The 20,836-nt window shown below is 57.8% G+C and carries 22 protein-coding genes; 11 read left to right on the top strand and 11 right to left on the bottom strand.

Annotation, left to right across the window (positions count from 1 at the left end; translation table 11 throughout):
• Positions 1-149 precede the first annotated feature (149 nt).
• Both rplS and rpmE read left to right on the top strand, forming a co-directional pair.
• Positions 150-533 carry a 50S ribosomal protein L19 gene (gene rplS, locus ACR0DY_RS04130; RefSeq protein ID WP_480473935.1) on the top strand — a complete coding sequence of 128 codons (384 nt, stop codon included), beginning with the start codon at positions 150-152 and terminating at the stop codon, positions 531-533.
• Between the two features lie 11 nt (positions 534-544).
• Complete coding sequence (gene rpmE / locus ACR0DY_RS04125; RefSeq protein ID WP_480473936.1) at positions 545-766, top strand: 50S ribosomal protein L31; 222 nt, start codon at positions 545-547, stop codon at positions 764-766.
• Between the two features lie 54 nt (positions 767-820).
• Here rpmE and ACR0DY_RS04120 read toward each other — a convergent pair whose 3' ends face one another.
• Entirely contained in the window at positions 821-2,431 is a 1,611-nt protein-coding gene (locus ACR0DY_RS04120) for an MFS transporter (protein ID WP_480473937.1), read from the bottom strand.
• A gap of 486 nt (positions 2,432-2,917) precedes the next feature.
• Here ACR0DY_RS04120 and ACR0DY_RS04115 point away from each other — a divergent pair, with 486 nt between their 5' ends.
• Positions 2,918-3,727 carry a division plane positioning ATPase MipZ gene (locus tag ACR0DY_RS04115; RefSeq protein WP_480483795.1) on the top strand — a complete coding sequence of 270 codons (810 nt, stop codon included), beginning with the start codon at positions 2,918-2,920 and terminating at the stop codon, positions 3,725-3,727.
• 73 nt (positions 3,728-3,800) lie between these two features.
• Here the strand turns inward: ACR0DY_RS04115 and ACR0DY_RS04110 are convergent, their stop codons facing one another.
• The 3 genes from ACR0DY_RS04110 to ACR0DY_RS04100 all read right to left on the bottom strand — a co-directional run bounded on the left by ACR0DY_RS04110 (position 3,801) and on the right by ACR0DY_RS04100 (position 6,408).
• Positions 3,801-4,415 carry a PIN domain-containing protein gene (locus ACR0DY_RS04110; RefSeq protein WP_480897840.1) on the bottom strand — a complete coding sequence of 205 codons (615 nt, stop codon included), beginning with the start codon at positions 4,413-4,415 and terminating at the stop codon, positions 3,801-3,803.
• A 229-nt stretch (positions 4,416-4,644) separates the two neighbouring features.
• Positions 4,645-5,916: an adenylate/guanylate cyclase domain-containing protein gene (locus ACR0DY_RS04105; protein WP_480507320.1), complete on the bottom strand. Its 1,272-nt coding sequence runs from the start codon at positions 5,914-5,916 to the stop codon at positions 4,645-4,647.
• A 39-nt stretch (positions 5,917-5,955) separates the two neighbouring features.
• On the bottom strand, positions 5,956-6,408 hold the full coding sequence (locus tag ACR0DY_RS04100) for a MarR family winged helix-turn-helix transcriptional regulator (RefSeq protein WP_480507318.1): 453 nt from the start codon (positions 6,406-6,408) through the stop codon (positions 5,956-5,958).
• A gap of 57 nt (positions 6,409-6,465) precedes the next feature.
• On the opposite strand from ACR0DY_RS04100, the gene hmgA reads away from it, so the two are divergent.
• From hmgA to ACR0DY_RS04065, 7 genes are all read left to right on the top strand, one after another.
• Complete coding sequence (hmgA, locus tag ACR0DY_RS04095; protein ID WP_480507316.1) at positions 6,466-7,821, top strand: homogentisate 1,2-dioxygenase; 1,356 nt, start codon at positions 6,466-6,468, stop codon at positions 7,819-7,821.
• A gap of 215 nt (positions 7,822-8,036) precedes the next feature.
• On the top strand, positions 8,037-9,299 hold the full coding sequence (fahA, locus tag ACR0DY_RS04090) for a fumarylacetoacetase (protein ID WP_480546177.1): 1,263 nt from the start codon (positions 8,037-8,039) through the stop codon (positions 9,297-9,299).
• A gap of 87 nt (positions 9,300-9,386) precedes the next feature.
• On the top strand, positions 9,387-10,337 hold the full coding sequence (locus ACR0DY_RS04085) for an MBL fold metallo-hydrolase (protein WP_267365050.1): 951 nt from the start codon (positions 9,387-9,389) through the stop codon (positions 10,335-10,337).
• 134 nt (positions 10,338-10,471) lie between these two features.
• Positions 10,472-12,082, top strand: coding sequence for an FAD-dependent oxidoreductase (locus ACR0DY_RS04080; RefSeq protein WP_480546176.1), 1,611 nt, complete (start codon positions 10,472-10,474; stop codon positions 12,080-12,082).
• Between the two features lie 5 nt (positions 12,083-12,087).
• Complete coding sequence (locus ACR0DY_RS04075; protein ID WP_209506076.1) at positions 12,088-12,285, top strand: DUF2783 domain-containing protein; 198 nt, start codon at positions 12,088-12,090, stop codon at positions 12,283-12,285.
• Positions 12,286-12,296: 11 nt separating this feature from the next.
• Positions 12,297-12,935 (top strand): maleylacetoacetate isomerase, encoded by a 639-nt coding sequence (gene maiA, locus ACR0DY_RS04070; RefSeq protein WP_480546175.1) that lies wholly within the window; start codon positions 12,297-12,299, stop codon positions 12,933-12,935.
• An 86-nt stretch (positions 12,936-13,021) separates the two neighbouring features.
• Positions 13,022-13,357 carry a DOPA 4,5-dioxygenase family protein gene (locus ACR0DY_RS04065; protein WP_480546174.1) on the top strand — a complete coding sequence of 112 codons (336 nt, stop codon included), beginning with the start codon at positions 13,022-13,024 and terminating at the stop codon, positions 13,355-13,357.
• On the opposite strand, the gene ACR0DY_RS04060 is transcribed toward ACR0DY_RS04065, so the two are convergent.
• Positions 13,354-14,982 carry an acyl-CoA synthetase gene (locus ACR0DY_RS04060; protein ID WP_480546173.1) on the bottom strand — a complete coding sequence of 543 codons (1,629 nt, stop codon included), beginning with the start codon at positions 14,980-14,982 and terminating at the stop codon, positions 13,354-13,356. The genes ACR0DY_RS04065 and ACR0DY_RS04060 overlap by 4 nt on opposite strands.
• A gap of 221 nt (positions 14,983-15,203) precedes the next feature.
• Between ACR0DY_RS04060 and ACR0DY_RS04055 the strand changes: the two genes are divergently transcribed.
• On the top strand, positions 15,204-16,595 hold the full coding sequence (locus tag ACR0DY_RS04055; protein ID WP_209506068.1) for an aminotransferase family protein: 1,392 nt from the start codon (positions 15,204-15,206) through the stop codon (positions 16,593-16,595).
• 92 nt (positions 16,596-16,687) lie between these two features.
• Here the strand turns inward: ACR0DY_RS04055 and ACR0DY_RS04050 are convergent, their stop codons facing one another.
• The 6 genes from ACR0DY_RS04050 to ACR0DY_RS04025 form a co-directional block, all read right to left on the bottom strand.
• The gene (locus tag ACR0DY_RS04050) at positions 16,688-17,278 is read right to left on the bottom strand and encodes a YeeE/YedE thiosulfate transporter family protein (protein WP_209506066.1); all 591 of its coding nucleotides are present in this window, start codon (positions 17,276-17,278) and stop codon (positions 16,688-16,690) included.
• 4 nt (positions 17,279-17,282) lie between these two features.
• Positions 17,283-17,831: a YeeE/YedE thiosulfate transporter family protein gene (locus ACR0DY_RS04045; RefSeq protein ID WP_480538759.1), complete on the bottom strand. Its 549-nt coding sequence runs from the start codon at positions 17,829-17,831 to the stop codon at positions 17,283-17,285.
• A gap of 223 nt (positions 17,832-18,054) precedes the next feature.
• Entirely contained in the window at positions 18,055-18,420 is a 366-nt protein-coding gene (gene rplT, locus ACR0DY_RS04040; protein WP_039523695.1) for a 50S ribosomal protein L20, read from the bottom strand.
• Between the two features lie 15 nt (positions 18,421-18,435).
• Positions 18,436-18,636, bottom strand: a complete 201-nt coding sequence (rpmI, locus tag ACR0DY_RS04035; protein WP_010443552.1) for a 50S ribosomal protein L35 — start codon at positions 18,634-18,636, stop codon at positions 18,436-18,438.
• 183 nt (positions 18,637-18,819) lie between these two features.
• Positions 18,820-20,370, bottom strand: a complete 1,551-nt coding sequence (locus tag ACR0DY_RS04030; protein ID WP_480487220.1) for an alanine/glycine:cation symporter family protein — start codon at positions 20,368-20,370, stop codon at positions 18,820-18,822.
• A 13-nt stretch (positions 20,371-20,383) separates the two neighbouring features.
• Positions 20,384-20,821 carry a universal stress protein gene (locus tag ACR0DY_RS04025; RefSeq protein ID WP_209506060.1) on the bottom strand — a complete coding sequence of 146 codons (438 nt, stop codon included), beginning with the start codon at positions 20,819-20,821 and terminating at the stop codon, positions 20,384-20,386.
• Positions 20,822-20,836: the final 15 nt, after the last annotated feature.

The raw sequence follows: 20,836 nt of genomic DNA, 5'->3' as shown, positions 1-20,836 counted from the left end.
CTTCGGCAGGGATGCGCCGGGTCAGGCCAGACCAAAGGAACATTCGATCTGACCTCTGGCGGGCTGTACGCAGGACCCGGTGAAGACCAAGAGCTCTCAGGCCGTGCCCAACTTCGTGGACCAACCACGAGCAGATAGGAGAAAATGCGATGGACCTGATCGCACAGCTTGAGGCGGAACAGATTGCCGCCCTGGGGAAAGACATCCCCGATTTCAAAGCCGGTGACACTATCCGTGTCGGCTATAAGGTGACCGAAGGGTCGCGCACCCGTGTGCAGAACTACGAAGGCGTCTGCATCGCGCGCAACAACGGCAGCGGCATTGCCGGTTCGTTCACCGTTCGCAAGATTTCGTTTGGCGAAGGCGTGGAGCGTGTATTCCCGCTGTATTCGACCAATATCGACAGCATCACCGTTGTCCGCCGCGGCCGCGTTCGTCGCGCCAAACTGTACTATCTGCGCACCCGTCGCGGTAAATCCGCGCGTATCGCAGAGGTTTCCAACTACAAGCCCAAAGCTGGCGCCGAAGCGTAAGGAGCGGAAAGATGAAAAAAGACATCCATCCCGATTATCACGTCATCGACGTCAAGATGACCGATGGCACCATCGTTCAGATGAAATCCACCTGGGGCAGCGAAGGCGACCAGCTGGCACTGGAGATCGACCCTTCGGTACACCCTGCATGGACCGGTGGTTCGTCGCGCCTGTTGGACGCTGGCGGCCGCGTGTCGAAGTTCAAGAAGAAATACGAAGGTCTGGGTTTCTAAACCTTTGCCAAAGTCTTTCAAAGGAAGGTCGCCAACGGGCGGCCTTCTTTCGTTTCAGGCCCCTGTTTTCCCCGGTTTCTGATCCTTTGGTTTTGTAAGTTCAGCCGCGTCGTGCAATGGCGGAACCGGACCGCGCAACAGCAGCAGCGCGATCACCAGCCCTATACTGGCGGCGATCGCGGCCATGAGCATCGCCGCATCAAAGGCATTATCCCGCAGATCACGCAGCGCCCCGGCCAGCGCTGAACCAGTTGACGGGTCAAGCCCGGCAATCAGCTGTTCCACCTGTGTTGCCGTGCCATGTGTCAGGGCGCGCGCAAGGTCGTCGCGCTGCGTCGATCCGGCGGGCAGCGCGGTGATGACTTCTGACAGGCCCGAGCGGATGGTCAGAGCTTCGGCCAGACCGCCGACAACCGATCCCATCGTGGCCCCGAAATACAGGAATGCGTTGATCACTCCGGACCCCTGTCCGACATGTTCGTCGGGCAGCAACCGAAGCCCAAGACGGGGCAGCAACGAAAAACAGATGCCGATGCCAACCCCCACAATGATCAGTTTCCACCAGATTTCAGCATAGCTGTCGATATTCGAGGTTGTTGTCAAAAGCAGGAAGCCGCAGGCCATCAACCCCATTGCAGCACTCACCGGCCATTGGAAACTGTAAGGTGCAAGCAGGCGCGGCGCGGTGACGGAAATGACAAACATGCTCAGGCTCAGCGGCAGGATTGCCACGCCCGCCTCAACCGGTGAATAGCCGAACGCATCCGGGGACTGGACGAACACGTTGAAGTAGACAAAGAAACAGAACAACGCAAATCCCGCAAAGAACATCCCCGTTGCCGCCATAAGATAGCGCGGGTGCCGGAAGTACCGGAACTCGACCAGCGGATCGTCGCTGCGCCGCGAGGTGTAGACCAGACCGACAACTGCCAAAGCGGCGACACCCAAAGGAACGATGGTCAGGGCATTGCCCCATCCGTGTGCCTCACCGTTGCTGAGTGCGAAAGACAATGGACCCAGCAGCAACACAATGGCAATCGCCCCTGCGGTATCGAATTTCGCACCCTGAAGGCGCGTATCCGGGACATAGTTTTTCCTGCTGACCTGCAGGCCGATCACAAACGCAATGGCAAGCAGCACAAGGTCTGTGGCGAATACCCCGCGCCAGCTTAGAAAGTTGGCAAAGCTTCCTCCGACTATGGGCCCGACGCCTATCGCAAGGCCCACGATTGCGCCCCACACACCGGTCACACTGGCCCGTTGTTCCTCGGGTGTTGCGGCCGTCAGCAGGGACAATGAGGTGCCGAACAGGGCCGCAGCCCCTGCCCCCTGCGCGCCACGCCCAATCAGCAGCATCGCCGCGTTCTGTGAAAACAGCACAGAAGCAGAGCCACAGGCAAATACGATCATGCCAAAGAAAAAGACACCCATCTTGCCCGTGATATCCCCAAGCCGGCTTACAATCGTCACAAGGGTCGCACTGGCCACCGTATAGATCGCCATCACCCATTGCAGACCCGAGGGCGTCAGATCGAACTCGGCCTTCAGATATGGAAGGATGGTCGCAACAGCAGTTGTGTTGAAGCCAACGACCATCATGCAAATGGCCGTCATTGCAAGAACAACGCGTGAACCGCCTGAACTGTCCGCAGCAGTGTCCGGCATGCCTATGCCCCTTTCACCTGCTTTGAAGATGAACCAAAGAGGACCTGCGCAAAGCCTGCGAGGTTATTCGATGTAAATCTGTTTGGTATTTAATCAAATTTTCCGTCCCCCGCATAGTTTTCACGATCCGGCCCAACCGGCGCCACCGCGAAAGGACCCATTGGGCGGGCGATCTGTGCGTGTATGAATCAGGCAAAAGGCGCGATTGATTCCGACGCGGATCGTTGCAGGCAGCGGTTGGTGTATGCGTTCGGAAACAGGCACTGACGCGGCGATTTCGCCGCCAAAACCGCGATCGGCTAGCCGATCAAGGCAGATCACTCGACAGGCGCCTTCGTGTAACCCGCGCACGGCGCTGTGTTTTCCAAAATAGAGTCCGATAATGCCTAAAAGCGCCGCTTGAGGTTCTTTTCATCGCAGGCGACACAACATATAGTGGGTGCCAACAACGTGTAGTCAAACACGGCAAGACTTGGGAATACAAGCATGGCACATATCATTGTGGTCGGTAACGAAAAAGGCGGCGCTGGAAAATCGACCGTGTCGATGCATGTGGCAACCGCACTGGCCCGACTGGGGCACAAGGTCAGCACGCTGGATCTGGACCTGCGGCAGCGCAGCCTTGGACGGTATTTCGAGAACCGGAACAACTTTCTGAAAAGCGCGGGCCTGACGCTGCCCGGCCCCCGCCATCACGACCTGCCCGAGATCGATGCCAGCACGCTGAAGCCGGGCGAGAATATCTATGACCACCGCCTGTCTGCTGCCGTGTCGCAACTGGAAAGCGACAGTGACTTTATCCTGATCGACTGCCCCGGCTCTCATACCCGGCTGAGTCAGGTGGCCCATTCGCTGGCCGACACGCTGATCACCCCTTTGAACGACAGTTTCATCGATTTTGACCTGCTGGCGCGGATTGATTCAAAGGGTGAGAAAATCCTTGGCCCGTCCGTCTATTCCGAGATGGTCTGGAACGCCCGGCAATTGCGGGCGCAGGCCGGGCTGAAGCCCATCGACTGGGTCGTTGTGCGCAACCGCGTCGGTACCCAGCGCATGGTCAACAAGGAAAAGATGCAGCGCGCGATCGAAATGCTGTCGCAGCGCATCGGCTTCCGCGTCGCTTCGGGCTTTTCCGAACGGGTGATCTTTCGCGAACTGTTTCCGCGCGGCCTGACCCTGCTGGACCTCAAGGATATTGGCGTCAAACAGCTGAACATCTCGAACATCGCAGCACGGCAGGAACTGCGCGACATGATGCGAGAGCTGAACCTGCCGGGTGTCGAAGTCGATTTCTGATCAGTTGTATTGGAGGCAGGTCTGAGGGGAAAACGGGCAATTCAAAACGCGAAACTCTCAGCCCCTAAGCCAGTCAGTGCTGGGTAATGTCGGGGCCATAACTGACTGATTGGTCCGAAAAGACTACGTGACCACGTCTTTTCAACTCATCAACCAGCCTTTCCAGCTCTTCCTGCTCCAAGGTCTTTAAAAAAAGGGCGTTCATCGTTCCCTTAAGGGTTTTGATCTTCCTAGGACGCGAAGTTCCTCTAGACTTCAAGCTGTCAACAATCGCATCAATTTTTTGATCCAGCGAGCTTGCATTCGAGATTTTGACGAATGGAATCTCGGATAGGTCTGCATGACGGAAAGCGGGGAGCTTCCTTTGTCGCAGATGTGCAATCAATGGGTCGAAGCCTTTGTCACGAGAAATAACATGGAAGTACGCATTGGCGTCTTTAGCAGAGAGTTCTCCTAAGTAGAACGCAATATGAAAGTCCAAGGCGTTCGAGCCATTCCCTGCTATCTTCTGATAAACAGCATTTTCTCCCAAGCTTTGCAGTGCTTGTGCAAAGTCATAAGGTATGCTTTTTTGATTGGCTCCTACGAAAACAATCAAGGTGCAAACATGTCCCCGAAGGAGTTCGAGGTTCTTGGGTTGAACATTTTCAAAGTCGATTAGTATGTAGTTGTTTTTGAAAGGCTGCACTCCGATTCGAGCTCAATGCAAATACAGGACGCCGGATCAGGTCAATATGAAGGTTTCCCTGATTACCCTGCTTAAAACCGCATTGTCGGCAATGGCCTCAAACCAGTTATTCGTTCAAATCCTCACCATTCTCGAACATTCGCTCCAACCCGCCGCTCGTACCCAGCTAAACAAAGGTGTTCCTTCACGACTTTCAGTTTCGGAATCGCTGAACAGAATAGCCTCGGTTTCACCCGGAATCTGATGGCCCGCCGGAACTGTATACCGTGAACAGCTCTTTGGGTTCGTTCACCCCGCGCAGCATGTAACGCCCGACCGAGATGAGGTCTTGCGCGCAGGGGCGTGCCGCGACCGCGACGTCGTCCGAGATCAGGATTCGCTGACCCAGCGACCGGTGCATTCCCGCGATGCGGGCGGCCTGATTGACGGCGGGGCCGATCACCGTGAAATCCAGCCGTGTTTCGGACCCGATATTGCCATACAGGATTTCGCCGGAATGCAGGGCCAGCGTGAAATTCGCAACCGGCAGCCCCTGCGCCTGACGTCTGGCGTTCAATTCATCCATACGGGCTTGCAGCAAGGGCACCGCGCTGAGCGCGGCACGGGCGTCCTCGTCGATTTCGCCGACATCGAACATGGCCATCAGCCCATCGCCCATGAATTTCAGGATATTCCCACCCTTGTCGTGCACAACGCCCACGGCCACGGCCAGGTAATCATTGAGCATGTCGATGATTTCGTGACCCGGCAGGTCTTCTGACAGGTTGGTGAACCCTTCCAGGTCGAAATTCCAGATCACCGCATCGATCTGCTGCAATGATCCGCGACGAATCTCACCCGACAGGACGCGGCGCCCGGCATCACGACCCAGATAGACCCGCATCAGGTCTTCGGTCAGGTTCTGGTTCTTGGCGGATTTAAGCGCCAGCCCCAGATGCGGCAATACCGCATGAATGTGCCTGAGATCGCTGTCATCAAACCCGGACGGCGCATCGCTGGCCCAGGACATCAGGACGCCATCACTGACTTTTTTGGTACCGTCGGGGTGCATCTTCCCCGACCCCTCATACGAGATGCCGGTGGCATAATAATCGGTCGCCCCAACCTCTCTCAGGTCGTTCAACAACGGAAATCGGCTGGGTTCATTATGGTCCACCAGTTTGACCCGGATTTCATCCAGATCCTCGTTCAGCAGCGCATAGAGCGGGCTTTGTTGCCACATCGGGCTGGGCGTATCCGTGTTTTCAAACTTCTCGGACTCACCGCCGGTGCTTTTGTACCAGCTATATCCGGTTCCGCCATAAACCGGGTGCAAGGTCGACTGCGCCGCATGAAACCGCATCAGCGGAATGCCCATATCGACCAGGCTGGTGCAGAAGCCTTCCAGCAACTCTTCCTGCCCGGCACCCTCAAGCCCCTTCTGGACCAACCAGTCAATCAGGGTGTGTGTGGATACCTTGGCAGGTTCGAATGACGTCATTTCAAATTCCGTATCAAGCATGAAACACATCTGGGGACGGCAGGTGCTAATTACCAGTGGTCAATCCACGCCAGCCAACCGTCGCAACATCTGGCGCAGCAAGGCGGCCTCTTTTTCGCTGAACAGGTCCGACAGCCTTGCGTCATAGCTTGCAGCCACCCCGTACAAGTCACGATACACGGCTTGCCCGGCGGGTGTCAGTGTCAGCCATTCCGCCCGACGATCAGCCTCGTCCCGTGTGCGTTTCAGGTATCGGCGCTCCTCGAGCTTGGCAACTGCACGGCTGATCTTGGTCTTGTGCATTCTGGCCCGTTCACCAATTTCCTTGGCGGTCATTTCGCCAAACAGCCCCAGATGGAACAGCACTCGCCATTCGGTTCTGAGCATTCCGTACCGCCCCTTGTAGACAGCCTGAAATTCCAACGAGGCGCGCTCGGCCGCCTGGTTCAGCAGGAACGGCAGAAAATTCTGCAGGAAAAAGTCATCATTTTTTTCAGATTCGTCATGTGTCATGCTTGTTAGTTACAAAATCAACTATTAACCGACAAGCAGCAAACGGAGGAATACGTAATGAACCGTCCGACGGATCCGCATTCATTGACGCAAGCAGCAACGCCTGTTGGTACCCACGCCGGTTACATGCCCGGCTTTGGCAACGACTTTGAAACCGAGGCGCTGCCCGATGCGCTGCCGCAGGGGATGAACAGCCCGCAAAGGTGCAACTACGGGCTTTACGGTGAACAGCTGAGCGGCACGGCCTTTACCGCCAACCCGCCTGAACGCACCTGGTGCTATCGTATTCGCCCGTCGGTAAAGCATTCGCACCGTTACGAAAAAATCGACCTGCCCTATTGGAAATCGGCCCCCTGCATCGACCCGGATGTGATCAGCCTGGGCCAGTATCGTTGGGATCCGGTGCCGCATTCCGACGAAGGTCTGAACTGGATGACCGGGATGCGGACCATGACGACGGCGGGGGACGTGAACACCCAGGTTGGCATGGCCTGCCATATCTATCTGGTCACCGAATCCATGGTCGACGACTATTTCTTCTCGGCCGATTCCGAGTTGCTGGTGGTGCCACAGGAAGGACGCCTGCGCTTTGCGACTGAACTGGGAATCATTGACCTTGAGCCCAAAGAAATCGCGATCATCCCGCGTGGACTGCTGTACCGGGTTGAAGTTCTCGAAGGCCCTGCACGTGGCTTTGTGTGCGAGAATTACGGCCAGAAATTCGAACTGCCGGGTCGTGGTCCGATCGGGGCCAACTGCATGGCCAACCCGCGCGATTTCAAGGCTCCGGTCGCTGCCTATGAGGATCGTGAAACCCCGTCGACCGTGACGATCAAATGGTGTGGGCAGTTCCACACCACCAAGATCGGACACAGCCCGCTGGATGTGGTGGCGTGGCATGGCAATTATGCGCCCTACAAATACGACCTGCGCAACTATTGCCCGGTTGGCGCGATCCTGTTTGACCATCCAGACCCGTCGATCTTTACCGTTCTGACGGCGCCCTCGGGCCAGCCCGGCACCGCAAATATCGACTTTGTCCTGTTCCGCGAACGCTGGATGGTGATGGAGGATACGTTCCGCCCGCCCTGGTATCACAAGAACATCATGTCGGAACTGATGGGCAACATCTATGGCCAATACGATGCGAAACCGCAGGGCTTCATTCCCGGTGGCACCAGCCTGCACAACATGATGATTCCGCATGGTCCCGACAGGGAAGCGTTTGACAAGGCATCCTATTCCAATCTGGGGCCGGAAAAGCTGGACCAGACGATGTCGTTCATGTTCGAAACCCGGTTCCCCCAGCACCTGACGCCGTTTGCCGCCAATGAGGCACCGTTGCAGGACGACTATATCGACTGCTGGACATCGCTTGAGAAGAAGTTCGACGGCACACCAGGCAAGAAATGACCCTCAGACTGGGTTACCCAGACGGCACTCGTCCTGATGGCGAGGAACATTCCCATTCCGGTTGCAGGCGTACTGCCGCCGCAACCGGAAAACAAAGGCGGGGCCTTGGCAGCCAACCTGCTGCAACCGCGCCCGCTCTGGGCTTTGGCGCCTGTCTATTCGGGGTTATGATCGTTTCGAACTACGTACCAAATACAACAAAATAGGGGCAAAATATGCCTTTGATGAAATCCTGGGTGGCCTCGGCCAACGACGCGGCGCATCCGTTTCCACTGAATAACCTGCCTTACGGTGTTTTCTCGACCGAAGGAGATGATCCGCGCTGCGGCGTGGCCATTGGCGACATGATCCTCGACATGGCCGCGGCCGAGGCCGAGGGTCTTGTCGCGCTGAACGACTATCCGCTGTTCGACGTGCCCTATTGGAACGATCTGATGGAAGAAGGCCCCGCCGTCTGGGCCGCCCTGCGCGAGCGGCTGACCGCGCTTCTGTCCAAAGGGTCGAAAGAGCAGGAGACTGTTGAACCGCTGCTGGTGCCGATGGCCAAAGCCACGCTGCATATGCCGCTGGTTGTCAGCGAATACACAGACTTTTACGCCGGCAAGCAACACGCCCAGAACATGGGCGCCATCCTGCGCGGCTCGCCCGATCTGCCGGCAAACTGGCTGCATATCCCGATCGGGTACAATGGACGAGCCTCCTCGGTCGTGGTGTCGGGCACGCCGATCCACCGCCCCAATGGCCAGACCAAGGCCTCCGATGCCGAGATGCCGTCCTTTGGCCCCTCGAAACGGCTCGATATCGAGCTGGAGATGGGCGCCATCGTCGGCACCGGGTCGGAGTTCGGCCAGCCGATCACGGTGGACGAGGCCGATGCGATGATCTTTGGCTATGTGCTGCTGAACGACTGGTCGGCGCGCGATATCCAGGGCTGGGAGTATCAACCGCTGGGGCCGTTCCAGGGCAAGGCATTCGGCACCTCGATCTCTCCGTGGATCGTGACGGCTGCCGCGTTGGAGCCGTTCCGCGCGCCCACCCCCCCGCGTGAGAAAGAGCTTTTGCCCTATCTCAAGGGCAGCAAGGACGGGCTATACGACATCGAGCTTGAGGTTCTGATGCAGCCCGAAGGCGCCGACCGCGCCTCGGTCATCGCCAGGACCAACTATAACCGCATGTATTATTCGGCGGCTGAGCAGCTGTGCCATCACGCCATTGGCGGCTGCGCGATGAACCCGGGCGATCTGTTGGGCTCGGGCACCATCTCGGGGCCGGAACGCAGCGAATTCGGCTCGCTTATGGAACTCAGCTGGGCCGGGCGCGAGCCATTTACGCTTGAGACCGGCGAGACCCGCAGCTTTATCGAAGACGGCGACACAATGACCCTGACCGGCGCTGCCAGGGGCGATGGCTATACCATTGGCTTTGGCGATTGCACCGGCACCGTTCTGCCTGCACTCAATTCCCCATTCGGGCGATGACGCACTGAGCTTCATCTTTTTCCAAATACTCCCGCCGGAGGCATCCAACCTCTGCCTTCCGCGCAACCGCAAAAGGACAAAACCAAGATGGCCAAAGCATTCGCGTCCCAGGGGGACATGTCGGAAAAGAAAATCTCGTTCACTGAAGTGGGCGAAGGGCTTTATGCTTTCACCGCCGAGGGTGACCCGAACTCGGGCGTGATCATTGGCGATGACAGCGTGATGATCGTCGAGGCACAGGCGACCCCGCGCCTGGCCAACAAGGTGATCGAATGCGTGCGGTCTGTGACCGACAAGCCGATCACCCATGTGGCGCTGACCCATTACCACGCAGTGCGGGTTTTGGGTGCCAGCGCTTTTGGCGCGCAACAGATCCTGATGTCCGACATGGCCCGCGCCATGGTGGTGGAACGCGGTCAGGAAGACTGGGACAGCGAATTCCAGCGCTTCCCGCGCCTGTTCGAAGGGCATGAAAGCATCCCCGGCCTGACCTGGCCCACCACCACATTCAGCGACACGATGACCGTTTATCTGGGCAATCGCCGGATCGACCTGATGCATCTGGGGCGCGCCCATACCGCCGGCGATATCGTCATCCACGTGCCAGACCAGAACGTGATGTTCACCGGCGACATCGTCGAATATCACTCGGCCTGCTATTGCGGTGACGGGCATTTCAACGACTGGGGAGACACGCTGGACGAGATCAAGTGGTTCGATGTCGACGCCATCGCACCGGGTCGCGGCGATGCGCTGGTTGGCAAGGACATGGTCAATGCCGCCATCGAAAACACTCGCGATTTCGTCGAAAGCACCTACCGCCCGGCGGCCAGGGTTGCGGCGCGCGGTGGCAGCCTGAAAGAGGCATGGGATGCAGTCCGCGCCGAATGTGACCCGAAATTCGCCAGTTACGCGATCTACGAACACTGCCTGCCGTTCAACGTCGCCCGCGCCTACGACGAAGCCCGTGGCATCGACACACCCCGCATCTGGACCGCACAGCGCGATCTTGAGATGTGGGAGGCCCTGCAGGGGTAAGGAAAAACGACCCAGTTTGATCCAGATCGTTTTAGGCGGCGGGATTCAATGAAACCATATGCCAAAGGCTTCGGCACATGTTGCCGGGGCACAGGACATGCAGCACTTTGGCGCATCTGCTTGGGGGGAAGCCCATGAACAAGATCTTTGAAACTCCGCTTTACGGCTATGAACGCAGTCCGGATCAGGACAGCCCGACGCCAGTTCGGCGCAAGGTTATCGTGATCGGCGCGGGCCCGGTTGGTCTGGCCGCCGCGATTGATCTGGCGCAGCAAGGGGTTGACGTCGTGGTTCTGGACGAGAATGACAAGGTCAGTTTCGGCAGCCGCGCCATCTGTTTCTCGCAACGCACGCTGGAAATTGCCGACCGGCTGGGATGCGGGCGCCGACTGGTCGACAAGGGCGTCCTGTGGGATCGGGGCAAGGTCTTCTTCGATGATCGGCAGGTCTATGACTTCAACCTGCAACCGGATGAAGGTTATGCCAACCCTGCCTTCATCAACCTTCAGCAATACCATTTTGAGAACTATTTCGTTGAACGGGTCCGCGAGTTGCAGGCAGAAGGCGCACCGATTGAGATACGCGGGCGCAACAAGGTCGAGGCGATTGGCACGCATGACGATCACGTGCGGCTGGAGGTCGAGACGCCTGAAGGACCTTACACAATCGAAGCCGATTGGCTGATTGCCTGTGATGGCGCGACATCGCCCGCCCGGCGGATGTTGGGCATTGATTTCGAAGGACGGATATTTGAAGACAACTTCCTGATTGCAGACGTGATCATGGATGCGGATTTTCCGTCTGAACGCTGGTTCTGGTTCGATCCGCCGTTCAATCGCGGGCAATCCGCGTTGTTGCACAAACAGCCCGACAATGTGTGGCGCATCGACCTGCAACTGGGTTGGGACATCGACAAGGAACGCGAAAAGCGCCCCGAGAACGTGATCCCCCGCCTCAAGGCGATGCTTGGGGATGATGTCGAATTTGAGCTGGAATGGGTCTCGATCTATACGTTCCAGTGCCGTCGCATGGAAAGCTTCCGCAAGGGCCGTGTCCTGTTTGCGGGCGACAGCGCGCATCAGGTCAGCCCCTTTGGCGCGCGCGGGGCCAATTCCGGCCTTCAGGACACCGACAACCTGTGTTGGAAACTGAAGCTGGTTCTGGACGGGAAAGCACCTGAAACTCTGCTGGACAGCTACAACGCCGAACGCGTGTACGGGGCGGACGAGAACATCCTGAATTCCAGCCGGTCGACCGATTTCATCACCCCGAAATCCGAGATGTCGCGGATCCTGCGCGATGCGGTACTGGACCTGAGCGAGCATTATGACTTCGCGCGCCCGCTGGTGAATTCTGGCCGCCTGAGCCAGCCCTGCACCTATGATGGATCTTCGCTGAATTCTGCGGACGCGCTGAACGGCCCCGCCGGAACGCGCCCGGGTTCGGCCTGTCCAGACGCTCCGCTTGGTGACGAGTTTCTGCTGCCCAAGCTTGCAGGCAAGTTCACGCTTTTGACTATTGATGCAGACGCCCCAGATACCCTGGAAGAAGATGGGATCGAGGTCACGCGACTGGCGCTGTCGGTCAAGGATGATATGACGCTGGCCCTCAAACGCCGCTATCTGGGCGACGCGACCAGCGCAGTCTACCTGATCCGCCCGGACCAGCATGTGGCCGCCCGGCGTGACAGTTACGAAGAAAACACCTTCCGGCACGCGATCCGCAGAGCCTGCGGTAAGGAGTAAGCCCCATGTCAGACCTGATCCTAACCCCGAACATCAAAAACGCCGATGACTTCTATGCCGAACTTCTGGCCGCGCATGAAGGCCTGGAAAAAGCAGACAGCGACGCGCTGAATGCGCGGCTGGTACTGGTGTTGGCCAACCACATCGGTGACAGTACGGTGCTGACGGACGCCCTTCGCGCTGCCGCTTTGACTGACAGTTGACAGGCCCGGACGTGAGCGACGTCGTCCTTTATGACTATTGGCGATCCTCGGCCAGTTACCGGGTGCGGATCGCCCTGAATCTGGCCGGGATCGCGTATCGCCCGGTTGTTGTCGATCTGGTGGGCGGCGCACAAAAGGGCGATGAACATATCGCGCGAAACCCGCAGGGCTTTGTGCCGGTTCTGGATATTGACGGGCTGCGGTTGACGCAATCGCTGGCCATCCTCGACTATCTGGACCGGACCCGGCAGTTGAACCTTCTGCCTGATGATCCGGCGGAACGCGCGCGTGTTCAGGCGCTGGCTTATGCGATCGCCGTCGACATCCACCCAGTCTGCAACCTGTCGGTTGCGCGCTATGCCACGACCCTGAGCCATAACGCCCCCGACATGCCCGGCGACTGGATGCGGAATTTCATCAAACCCGGGTTGCAGGCGTTCGAAACCATGTTGGGTGATTTCGAACAGGCCCCCTACTGTGTTGGGTCAAAGCCCGGTCTCGCCGACCTCTGCCTGATCCCGCAGATCTATAACGCGCGCCGGTGGCAGGTTGATTTGTCGGATATGCCCCGCCTGCTGCGGGTTGAAGAGGCCTGCGCCAATCACCCGGCCTTTGTCGCGGCACATCCCCACGCACATGCGCCGGGTTAACATTGCACAGACCCTGTGTGCATGCGCAGCTAGGTTTTTTTCCTTTTAGGCCTTAGCTTTGAGCCAACAAAGCAGACGAGGTTCCTATGCCCGAGATCACCGGCTATCACGCCCATGTCTATTTCGACGCCGACACGCAGGACACCGCGCGGCAGGTCTGTGAAGAGGCGGCCCGCCTGTTCCATGTTCAAATGGGCCGGATGCACGCCCGAAACGTCGGCCCCCATTCGCGCTGGAGCTGCCAGCTGGGCTTTGCTGCCAGCGCATTCGACCAAGTCATCCCATGGCTGATGCTGAACCGGCAGGGCCTGACGGTCTTCACGCACCCGGAAACCGGTGAACATCTGGAGGATCACCGCGACCGCGCGATCTGGATGGGTGAGATGCTGGCGTTGGACCTGTCGATCTTCGACAATCTTTAACCCAGCGCCCGTGCCTGATCCCGCAGAACGAATTTCTGCACCTTGCCGGTAGATGTCTTGGGCAGAGTGCCGAACACAACCGTTTTGGGTGCCTTGAAATGGGCCATCCGGTCTCGACAGAAGGCGATAAGCTCTGCCTCGGTTGCGGCTGCGCCGGGTTTCAATTCGACAAAGGCGCAGGGCGTTTCGCCCCATTTCTCATCGGGACGGGCCACCACGGCGGCCTCCATCACCGCCGGATGCTTGTAGAGGATACCTTCGACCTCGACAGATGAGATATTCTCGCCGCCCGAGATGATGATGTCCTTTGAACGGTCCTTGAGCGCGATATAGCCATCGGGGTGCATGACACCCAGATCACCGGACGCGAACCAGCCGCCGTGAAAGGCCTTGTCGGTAGCGTCGGGATTCTTGAGGTATCCTTTCATCACCACGTTGCCCTGCATGAATATCTCACCCATGGTTTCGCCATCCGCCGGAACCGGTTCCAGAGTTTCCGGGTCGGCCACCATCAGTCCGGACAACGCGGTATAGCGCACGCCTTGCCGCACCTTAAGCGCGGCGCGGTCTTCAGGTCCTTTGCTGTTCCATTCGTCTTTCCATGCGCAGACAACCGAAGGCCCATAGGTTTCGGTCAGGCCATAGACATGCGTGACCTCGACACCCATCGCCTCCATCGCTTCGATCACGGCCGCAGGCGGCGGGGCACCTGCCGTCATCACCTTGATCTGGTGGTCAAAGTCCTTCAACTCATCCGGAGCGTGGGCCAGCATGTTCAGAACGATCGGCGCACCGCAGAAATGGGTCACTTTCTCGTCCCGGAAAGCAGCATAGATCGGTTCGGCCCGCACCGCGCGCAAGCAAACGGAAACACCTGCATTGGCTGCCATGGCCCACGGGAAGCACCAGCCGTTGCAGTGGAACATCGGCAGGGTCCACAAATAGACCGAATGCTTGGGCATATCCCAGTCCAGCAAATCGGACTGCGCATTCAGGGTCGCGCCGCGATGGTGGTAAACCACGCCCTTGGGGTTGCCCGTGGTGCCCGAGGTATAATTCAGGGTGATCGCGTCCCATTCGTCCGCTGGCAGTGACCAGTCAAACGCGGGGTCGCCTTCGGCCAGCAGGGCATCATAGGTCAGGCGGCCCAGCTTTTCACCGCCGTCGAAGGTGGGGTCTTCGATATCGATGACCAGAATGTCATGATCGACCTGTTGCAGCGCATCTTTCACCACATCCGAAAACTCGGGGTCGACCAGCAGCGCCTTGGCTTCGGCATGGTTCAGGATGAATGCGACAATCGGCGCATCCAGCCGCGTGTTGATTGCGTTCAGAACAGCGCCCGTCATGGGCACGCCAAAATGCGCCTCGTACATTTCCGGGATGTTGGCCGCGATTATCGAAACGGTATCGCCCCGTCCAATCCCACGCGCTGTCAACGCACTCGCCAGACGCCGGCAACGGGCATAGGTTTCAGCCCAGGAATACCGGCGATCCCCATAAACCACGGATGGATAATCCGGGTAGACCTGCGCCGTCCGTTCAATGAACGTAAGGGGCGACAGGGGTGTGTAATTTGCCCGGCATTTGTCCAAATGACGCTCGTAGATATGTGTCGCTGCCATCCGCTGTCCTCCCGAAACGCAGTTTGGGCGAATTGAGCACAAAGTTCGCGTTCTGACAAACCCGTAGAAATACGGCGGCAAAACTGACTGGCGATACGGGATGATACGATCTGGCCCTATCTACATCCGGGCTTTCGCGGTGATCTGAAGCATCTTAAACACATGCCGGGATGAGGCATTTCCATATCCCGTGCACCGCTTCCTCACTGAAAGGACATGTCATGGACGGCACGTTCAACGAAAACGATCTTTCCCGCGTGGTCGAGGCCGACCGCGCCCATATCTGGCACCATCTGATCCAGCATAAACCCTTTGAAACCAATGACCCACGCATCATTGTCGAGGGCAAGGGCATGCGTGTCTGGGACCAGAAAGGCAAAGAGCATCTGGATGCGGTTTCCGGCGGCGTCTGGACCGTCAACGTCGGCTATGGCCGCGAATCGATCTGCAAGGCGGTTTACGACCAACTGATGAAGCTGTGCTATTTCGCCAATTCGGCCGGTTCGATCCCGGGTGCGCTGTTTGCCGAGCAACTGATCGACAAGATGCCGGGCATGAGCCGGGTCTATTACACCAACTCAGGTTCCGAGGCGAACGAGAAGGCGTTCAAGATGGTGCGCCAGATCGCGCACAAGAAATATGGCGGCAAGAAAACCAAGATCCTGTACCGCGATCGGGACTATCACGGCTCGACGCTGGCGACCATGTCGGCAGGCGGTCAGGACGAGCGCACGGCGCAATACGGCCCCTTCGCACCTGATTTCGTGCGCGTGCCGCATTGCATGGAATATCGCAAGCATGAGCTGGATGGCGCACCCGAAGAGAATTTCGGCGAATGGGCCGCAGATCAGATTGAAGCCGTCATCCTGCGCGAAGGCCCCGATACCGTAGGTGCGCTGTGCCTTGAGCCTGTAACAGCGGGTGGTGGTGTAATCGAAGCGCCTGAAGGATACTGGCAGCGCGTGCAGGAGATCTGCAAGAAATACGATGTGCTGCTGCATATCGACGAGGTTGTCTGTGGCGTGGGCCGCACCGGCACGTGGTTCGGTTACCAGCAATACGGTATCAAACCCGATTTCGTGACCATGGCCAAGGGTGTGGCGTCAGGCTATGCCGCGATTGCCTGCATGGTCACCACCGAGGAAGTCTTTGACTTGTTCAAAGACGATGCCGCGGACCCGATGAACTATTTCCGCGATATCTCGACCTTTGGTGGGTGCACCGCTGGTCCGGCAGCGGCCATCGAGAACATGCGCATCATTCAGGATGAAAACCTGTTGCAGAACTGCACGGACATGGGCGCGCGTATGACGAACAACCTTCTGGCGCTGATGGACAAGCACAAGGTCATCGGCGATGTGCGCGGCAAAGGCCTGTTCCTGGGGGCCGAACTGGTTGTGGATCGTGGCACCAAAGAGCCGGTGGACGAGAAACTGGCGCAGGCCGTTACCGCCGACTGTATGGCGCAGGGCGTGATCATCGGCGTGACCAACCGCTCGATCCCCGGTCGCAACAACACGCTGTGCTTCTCGCCTGCGCTGATCGCTACGGCCGACGACATTGACCAGATCACCGACGCGGTTGACGGCGCACTGGGGCGTGTTTTTGGGTAAGATCACCGATATTGGCTAAAAAAGAAACCGGCGCATGTTGCGCCGGTTTTTTTGTCGGGATGCCGGTCGTGAATGTGTACGCTCAGCCGTGATTATTCAGCCGCAACACCAACCTTTTCGCCAGTTGCGATCAGGCTGTCCGGAAGAACGAATGCAACCAGAACAAAGACGGCACCCAGTGCGATACCGAGGATATCGCCGGACAGTGACAAAACACCTTCGTAAGCGGATCCCGGAACTGTACCCAAGGTGACTTTGCCGCCAGCAATTTCATCGAGCAGGCCCGTGGCCTTCCAGGCCGGATATGTCGCCATATAGGCCGCAGCGCCTAACAAACCGCCGACGATGAAGAACAAGGCGTCACGGCGACCGGACGCAGCGGCGCAGACCCCTGTTCCCGGACAGTAGCCCGATGCAGCCCAGCCCGCACCCAGTAACAATCCGCCAATGAAGACACCGACATAGGCCGATTTCACCGACATATGGCCGACATCCACAAACCCCAACATCTGCCCGCCGAACATGAGGATCGAACCGGTTCCGATTGCCAGGAGGATCGTTTTCATCAGGTGGAGTCGACGCAGTGTCAACATGCCCACAATCCAATTTGGATTCGCCGCACCAATCCGGTCAAGTACGGCTCCGAAAGCGGCACCAATGATGATCGCAAGAATGATTTCCATCGCCTTATCCTTTCCGGTAGATCAGCATTGCCGTGGGAATTGCCGCCGCAAATGCCCCGGCTGCAAAGATGTAACCTGACAGGGCTGTCTGCATCATACCGGACATCATGTGACCGGATGTGCACCCTCCTGCCAACCTGGCGCCATAGAGGACGACAAAGCCGCCCAATAGCGCGACCAGGTTTCGGGCCAAGGGCGTATCGCCATAGTTTTCGCGCCAGATCATGGGCAGCTTGCCCTCACCGCGTTCCAGACCACCGCGCGCCTTGACCGACAAGAACGCGCCCGCGGCCATAGCCAAAACGAAGACAAAGCTGTAGTTCAACGGATTGGATACGTATTTGGCGTATTTGCCATTGGATTTCGCCATGTATGCGTTGGTTGAACTGTAACCGTCATCCGTCTGTGTTACGAATTCTGAATTGACGGTGTCCGCGATAATTCCGTCAAGGATGACGAATTGGGTCGAAACACCGATCGGCTTCACCAGAAGAACCGCCCCGAAGAACACGAGCCCTAGCAAAACACCTCCAACTTTCCAGTTTAGTGTCATGATTTCACCCTTCTCACATATATTCACAAAATCATATATAATGTATCCGAGGAATGTTACATGATCTAGATCAAACCGGTCATGCCTGAAACTGGTTGGCGTCATCCCAATGCATAAGGGGTGGATGTCCTGATCCAAGAAGCGCCTGGAATGCGCCGCATGTTGCAACAAAAAAGACCGCCCCAAGGGGACGGCCTTTCTTTCACTGTCTCTTTTCAGAGGTTCAGGCAGCCAGAGCAGCCTGAGCTTTGGCGACGATCGCGCCGAACGCTTCCGGTTCGTGCACGGCCAGGTCGGCCAGAACTTTGCGGTCCACTTCGATACCGGCCAGGTTCAGACCGTTGATGAAGCGGGAATATGTCAGAGCCTCGTCATGGCTGCGCACAGCAGCGTTGATCCGCTGGATCCACAGCGCGCGGAAGTTGCGCTTGCGGTTCTTGCGGTCACGGGTCGCGTACTGGTTGGCCTTGTCGACGGCCTGAGTTGCGACTTTGAAGTTGCTCTTGCGACGACCATAATAGCCTTTTGCGGCCTTGATGATCTTCTTGTGACGGGCGTGAGTTACGGTTCCACCTTTAACGCGGGACATCTCTTACATCTCCTCTTAGCGGTCGTAGGGCATGTAGCCCTTGACGATCTTTGCGTCGGGGGCGGACAGGGTGGTGTTGCCACGGGCGTCGCGGATGAATTTCTTGGTCCGCTTGATCATGCCGTGCCGTTTGCCGGCCTGGCCAGCAAGGACCTTACCGGTCGCAGTCACCTTGAAGCGCTTCTTGGCGCTTGATTTGGTCTTCATCTTAGGCATTTCCGTCTCCTTTTTCGGGTTCGGTTTCAGACGCGACTCGGCATGCCATCTCGGCCGGTCACGCGATCAGAAGCGCCGTTTACGCAAGTTCGGTCATACTGGCAAGGGGGTTTGGACCAGAATCTGTGCTTTTTGCAGCCTGGTCAGGCACCGGGGCGACACAAGCCGCCCCGGTGATTGGATTTAGTGTTCGAATTTACGGATTTCACCGCTCTTCAGCCTTGCGGAGTAGGACGCCAGTTCCTGCCGCACCACTTTCATCAGGAAGTAGAGGGCAAAGACGTTCACAACCGCCATCGCAAAGATCGCCGCATCCGAGAAGTCGATAACGGGGCCGAGGTTGGCCGCAGCGCCGATCACCACGAAGACACAGAAGATGACCTTGAAGATCAGCTCTTTTGTGTGTCCTTCTCCGAACAGGTAGGTCCAGGCCTTGAGGCCATAGTAGGACCAGCTGATCATGGTCGAGAAGGCAAACAGGATCACCGCAATCGCAAGGATGTACGGGAACCAGCTGAACGCGCTGCCAAACGCGGCAGAAGTCAGGCTGACACCGGAATTTCCATCCACTGTTGCGATGGCGGAACCCGCTTCGTTCAGCATGTAGTTGCCGGTTTCGGGATCGATGATCAGCTGTTGCGTGATGATGATCACCAGCGCCGTCATGGTACAGATCACGACGGTATCGATGAAGGGTTCAAGCAGCGATACAAAACCCTCGGTGATCGGCTCCTTGGTCCGAACCGCCGAGTGCGCGATGGCTGCAGAGCCCACGCCCGCCTCGTTCGAGAATGCCGCGCGCTTGAAGCCTTGGATCAGCGCACCGACCATGCCCCCTGCAACGCCCAGCCCCGTGAAGGCACCGGCAAAGATCTGACCAAAGGCCCAGCCGATCATGTCCGCATTCATCGCGATGATGACCAGTGCGGTTGCGACATACAGCACACCCATGAACGGCACGACTTTTTCAGTCACCCGAGCGATGGATTTCAGACCGCCAACAATGACCATGAACACGACCGCAGCAAAAACAATGCCAGTAATCCAGCCCGGATAGTCGCCAACGATACCCGCGATCTGCTGATGTGCCTGGTTGGCCTGGAACATGTTCCCGCCGCCCAATGCGCCCAGAATACAGAAGATCGAGAACAGCACCGCCAGGATCTTACCGCCCGGCAGGCCCAGCTCGTCAAAGCCCTTGGACATGTAATACATCGGGCCACCTGAAACGGTGCCATCTTCGTATTCGTTGCGGTATTTCACGCCCAGCGTACATTCGGTGAACTTTGATGCCATACCCAGAAGGCCCGCAAGGATCATCCAGAAGGTTGCACCCGGCCCACCGATGCCAATGGCAACGGCCACACCTGCGATATTCCCCAAGCCCACAGTGCCGGACAGCGCCGTGGCCAATGCCTGAAAGTGGCTGACCTCGCCCGCGTCGTTGGGATCGGAATAGTCACCTTTGACAAGGCTGATCGCGTGACCAAAGAACCGCAACTGCACAAGCGCGAAATACAGTGTGAAAACCGATGCAGCAATCACCAGCCACATGACGATCCACGGAAAGCTGGTTCCGGGCAGCGGTGCAAAGATGAAGCTGACAAACGGTCCGGTCAGGTTTGCAAAGGCCTGATTGATTTTTTCATCCAGTCCCGGCGCCTCTTGTGCAAGGGCAGGGCTGGCGGCAATGGTGGCGGCCGTTACGGCGCCAAGTGTTTTTAGCGTTCTCATTTTAGCCCTCCCCTCAGTTCACGACCGTAACCGGAACGTCGGCATGCATTACCAGATATTGCGTCGAACTGCCGAACAGGCGTTTCTTGATCCCGTCCGCAGATGCCCGACCCACGACGATTTGCGAGCCTCCGTTTTCGACCGTGATGGCGTTCAGCGTTTCCGCAACATCGCCATGGCGCACAATGCCCTGCGCTTCGAATCCCGCAGCCCTGAGGGCCTCAACAGCAGGTGTCACGACACGCGACATTGCCAGATCAACCTCTTCTTCGCGGCGCTTGTGGCGCTGGGCGTTTTCTTCAGGTGTCTGGAATGTGTAAGGTGACCATTCGATCACATAAGCGACCAGCAAATCGCACGTTCCGATCAGCTTTGCCAAATCCTTGGCAAAGGCAATCGCACGCTCGCCGGTTTCAGTCCCGTCGAGTCCTATGACAATCTTTGTTGTCATTTCGTTCCTCCGTTT

Source organism: Ruegeria sp. O6, assembly GCF_056535045.1.
This window is presented reverse-complemented; position numbering and strand designations above follow the sequence as displayed.

What these genes read in the sequence shown, in the direction of transcription:
- ACR0DY_RS04080 (WP_480546176.1), top strand. Translation starts at nt 10,472, where the DNA reads ATGAACAAGATCTTTGAAACTCCGCTTTACGGCTATGAACGCAGTCCG.
- ACR0DY_RS04025 (WP_209506060.1), bottom strand. Translation starts at nt 20,821, where the DNA reads ATGACAACAAAGATTGTCATAGGACTCGACGGGACTGAAACCGGCGAG.
- ACR0DY_RS04085 (WP_267365050.1), top strand. Translation starts at nt 9,387, where the DNA reads ATGGCCAAAGCATTCGCGTCCCAGGGGGACATGTCGGAAAAGAAAATC.
- ACR0DY_RS04075 (WP_209506076.1), top strand. Translation starts at nt 12,088, where the DNA reads ATGTCAGACCTGATCCTAACCCCGAACATCAAAAACGCCGATGACTTC.
- rpmI (WP_010443552.1), bottom strand. Translation starts at nt 18,636, where the DNA reads ATGCCTAAGATGAAGACCAAATCAAGCGCCAAGAAGCGCTTCAAGGTG.
- ACR0DY_RS04030 (WP_480487220.1), bottom strand. Translation starts at nt 20,370, where the DNA reads ATGAGAACGCTAAAAACACTTGGCGCCGTAACGGCCGCCACCATTGCC.
- ACR0DY_RS04060 (WP_480546173.1), bottom strand. Translation starts at nt 14,982, where the DNA reads ATGGCAGCGACACATATCTACGAGCGTCATTTGGACAAATGCCGGGCA.
- ACR0DY_RS04100 (WP_480507318.1), bottom strand. Translation starts at nt 6,408, where the DNA reads ATGACACATGACGAATCTGAAAAAAATGATGACTTTTTCCTGCAGAAT.
- ACR0DY_RS04065 (WP_480546174.1), top strand. Translation starts at nt 13,022, where the DNA reads ATGCCCGAGATCACCGGCTATCACGCCCATGTCTATTTCGACGCCGAC.
- ACR0DY_RS04050 (WP_209506066.1), bottom strand. Translation starts at nt 17,278, where the DNA reads ATGGAAATCATTCTTGCGATCATCATTGGTGCCGCTTTCGGAGCCGTA.
- fahA (WP_480546177.1), top strand. Translation starts at nt 8,037, where the DNA reads ATGCCTTTGATGAAATCCTGGGTGGCCTCGGCCAACGACGCGGCGCAT.
- ACR0DY_RS04105 (WP_480507320.1), bottom strand. Translation starts at nt 5,916, where the DNA reads ATGCTTGATACGGAATTTGAAATGACGTCATTCGAACCTGCCAAGGTA.
- ACR0DY_RS04045 (WP_480538759.1), bottom strand. Translation starts at nt 17,831, where the DNA reads ATGACACTAAACTGGAAAGTTGGAGGTGTTTTGCTAGGGCTCGTGTTC.
- rpmE (WP_480473936.1), top strand. Translation starts at nt 545, where the DNA reads ATGAAAAAAGACATCCATCCCGATTATCACGTCATCGACGTCAAGATG.
- ACR0DY_RS04115 (WP_480483795.1), top strand. Translation starts at nt 2,918, where the DNA reads ATGGCACATATCATTGTGGTCGGTAACGAAAAAGGCGGCGCTGGAAAA.
- ACR0DY_RS04055 (WP_209506068.1), top strand. Translation starts at nt 15,204, where the DNA reads ATGGACGGCACGTTCAACGAAAACGATCTTTCCCGCGTGGTCGAGGCC.
- hmgA (WP_480507316.1), top strand. Translation starts at nt 6,466, where the DNA reads ATGAACCGTCCGACGGATCCGCATTCATTGACGCAAGCAGCAACGCCT.
- rplS (WP_480473935.1), top strand. Translation starts at nt 150, where the DNA reads ATGGACCTGATCGCACAGCTTGAGGCGGAACAGATTGCCGCCCTGGGG.
- rplT (WP_039523695.1), bottom strand. Translation starts at nt 18,420, where the DNA reads ATGTCCCGCGTTAAAGGTGGAACCGTAACTCACGCCCGTCACAAGAAG.
- ACR0DY_RS04120 (WP_480473937.1), bottom strand. Translation starts at nt 2,431, where the DNA reads ATGCCGGACACTGCTGCGGACAGTTCAGGCGGTTCACGCGTTGTTCTT.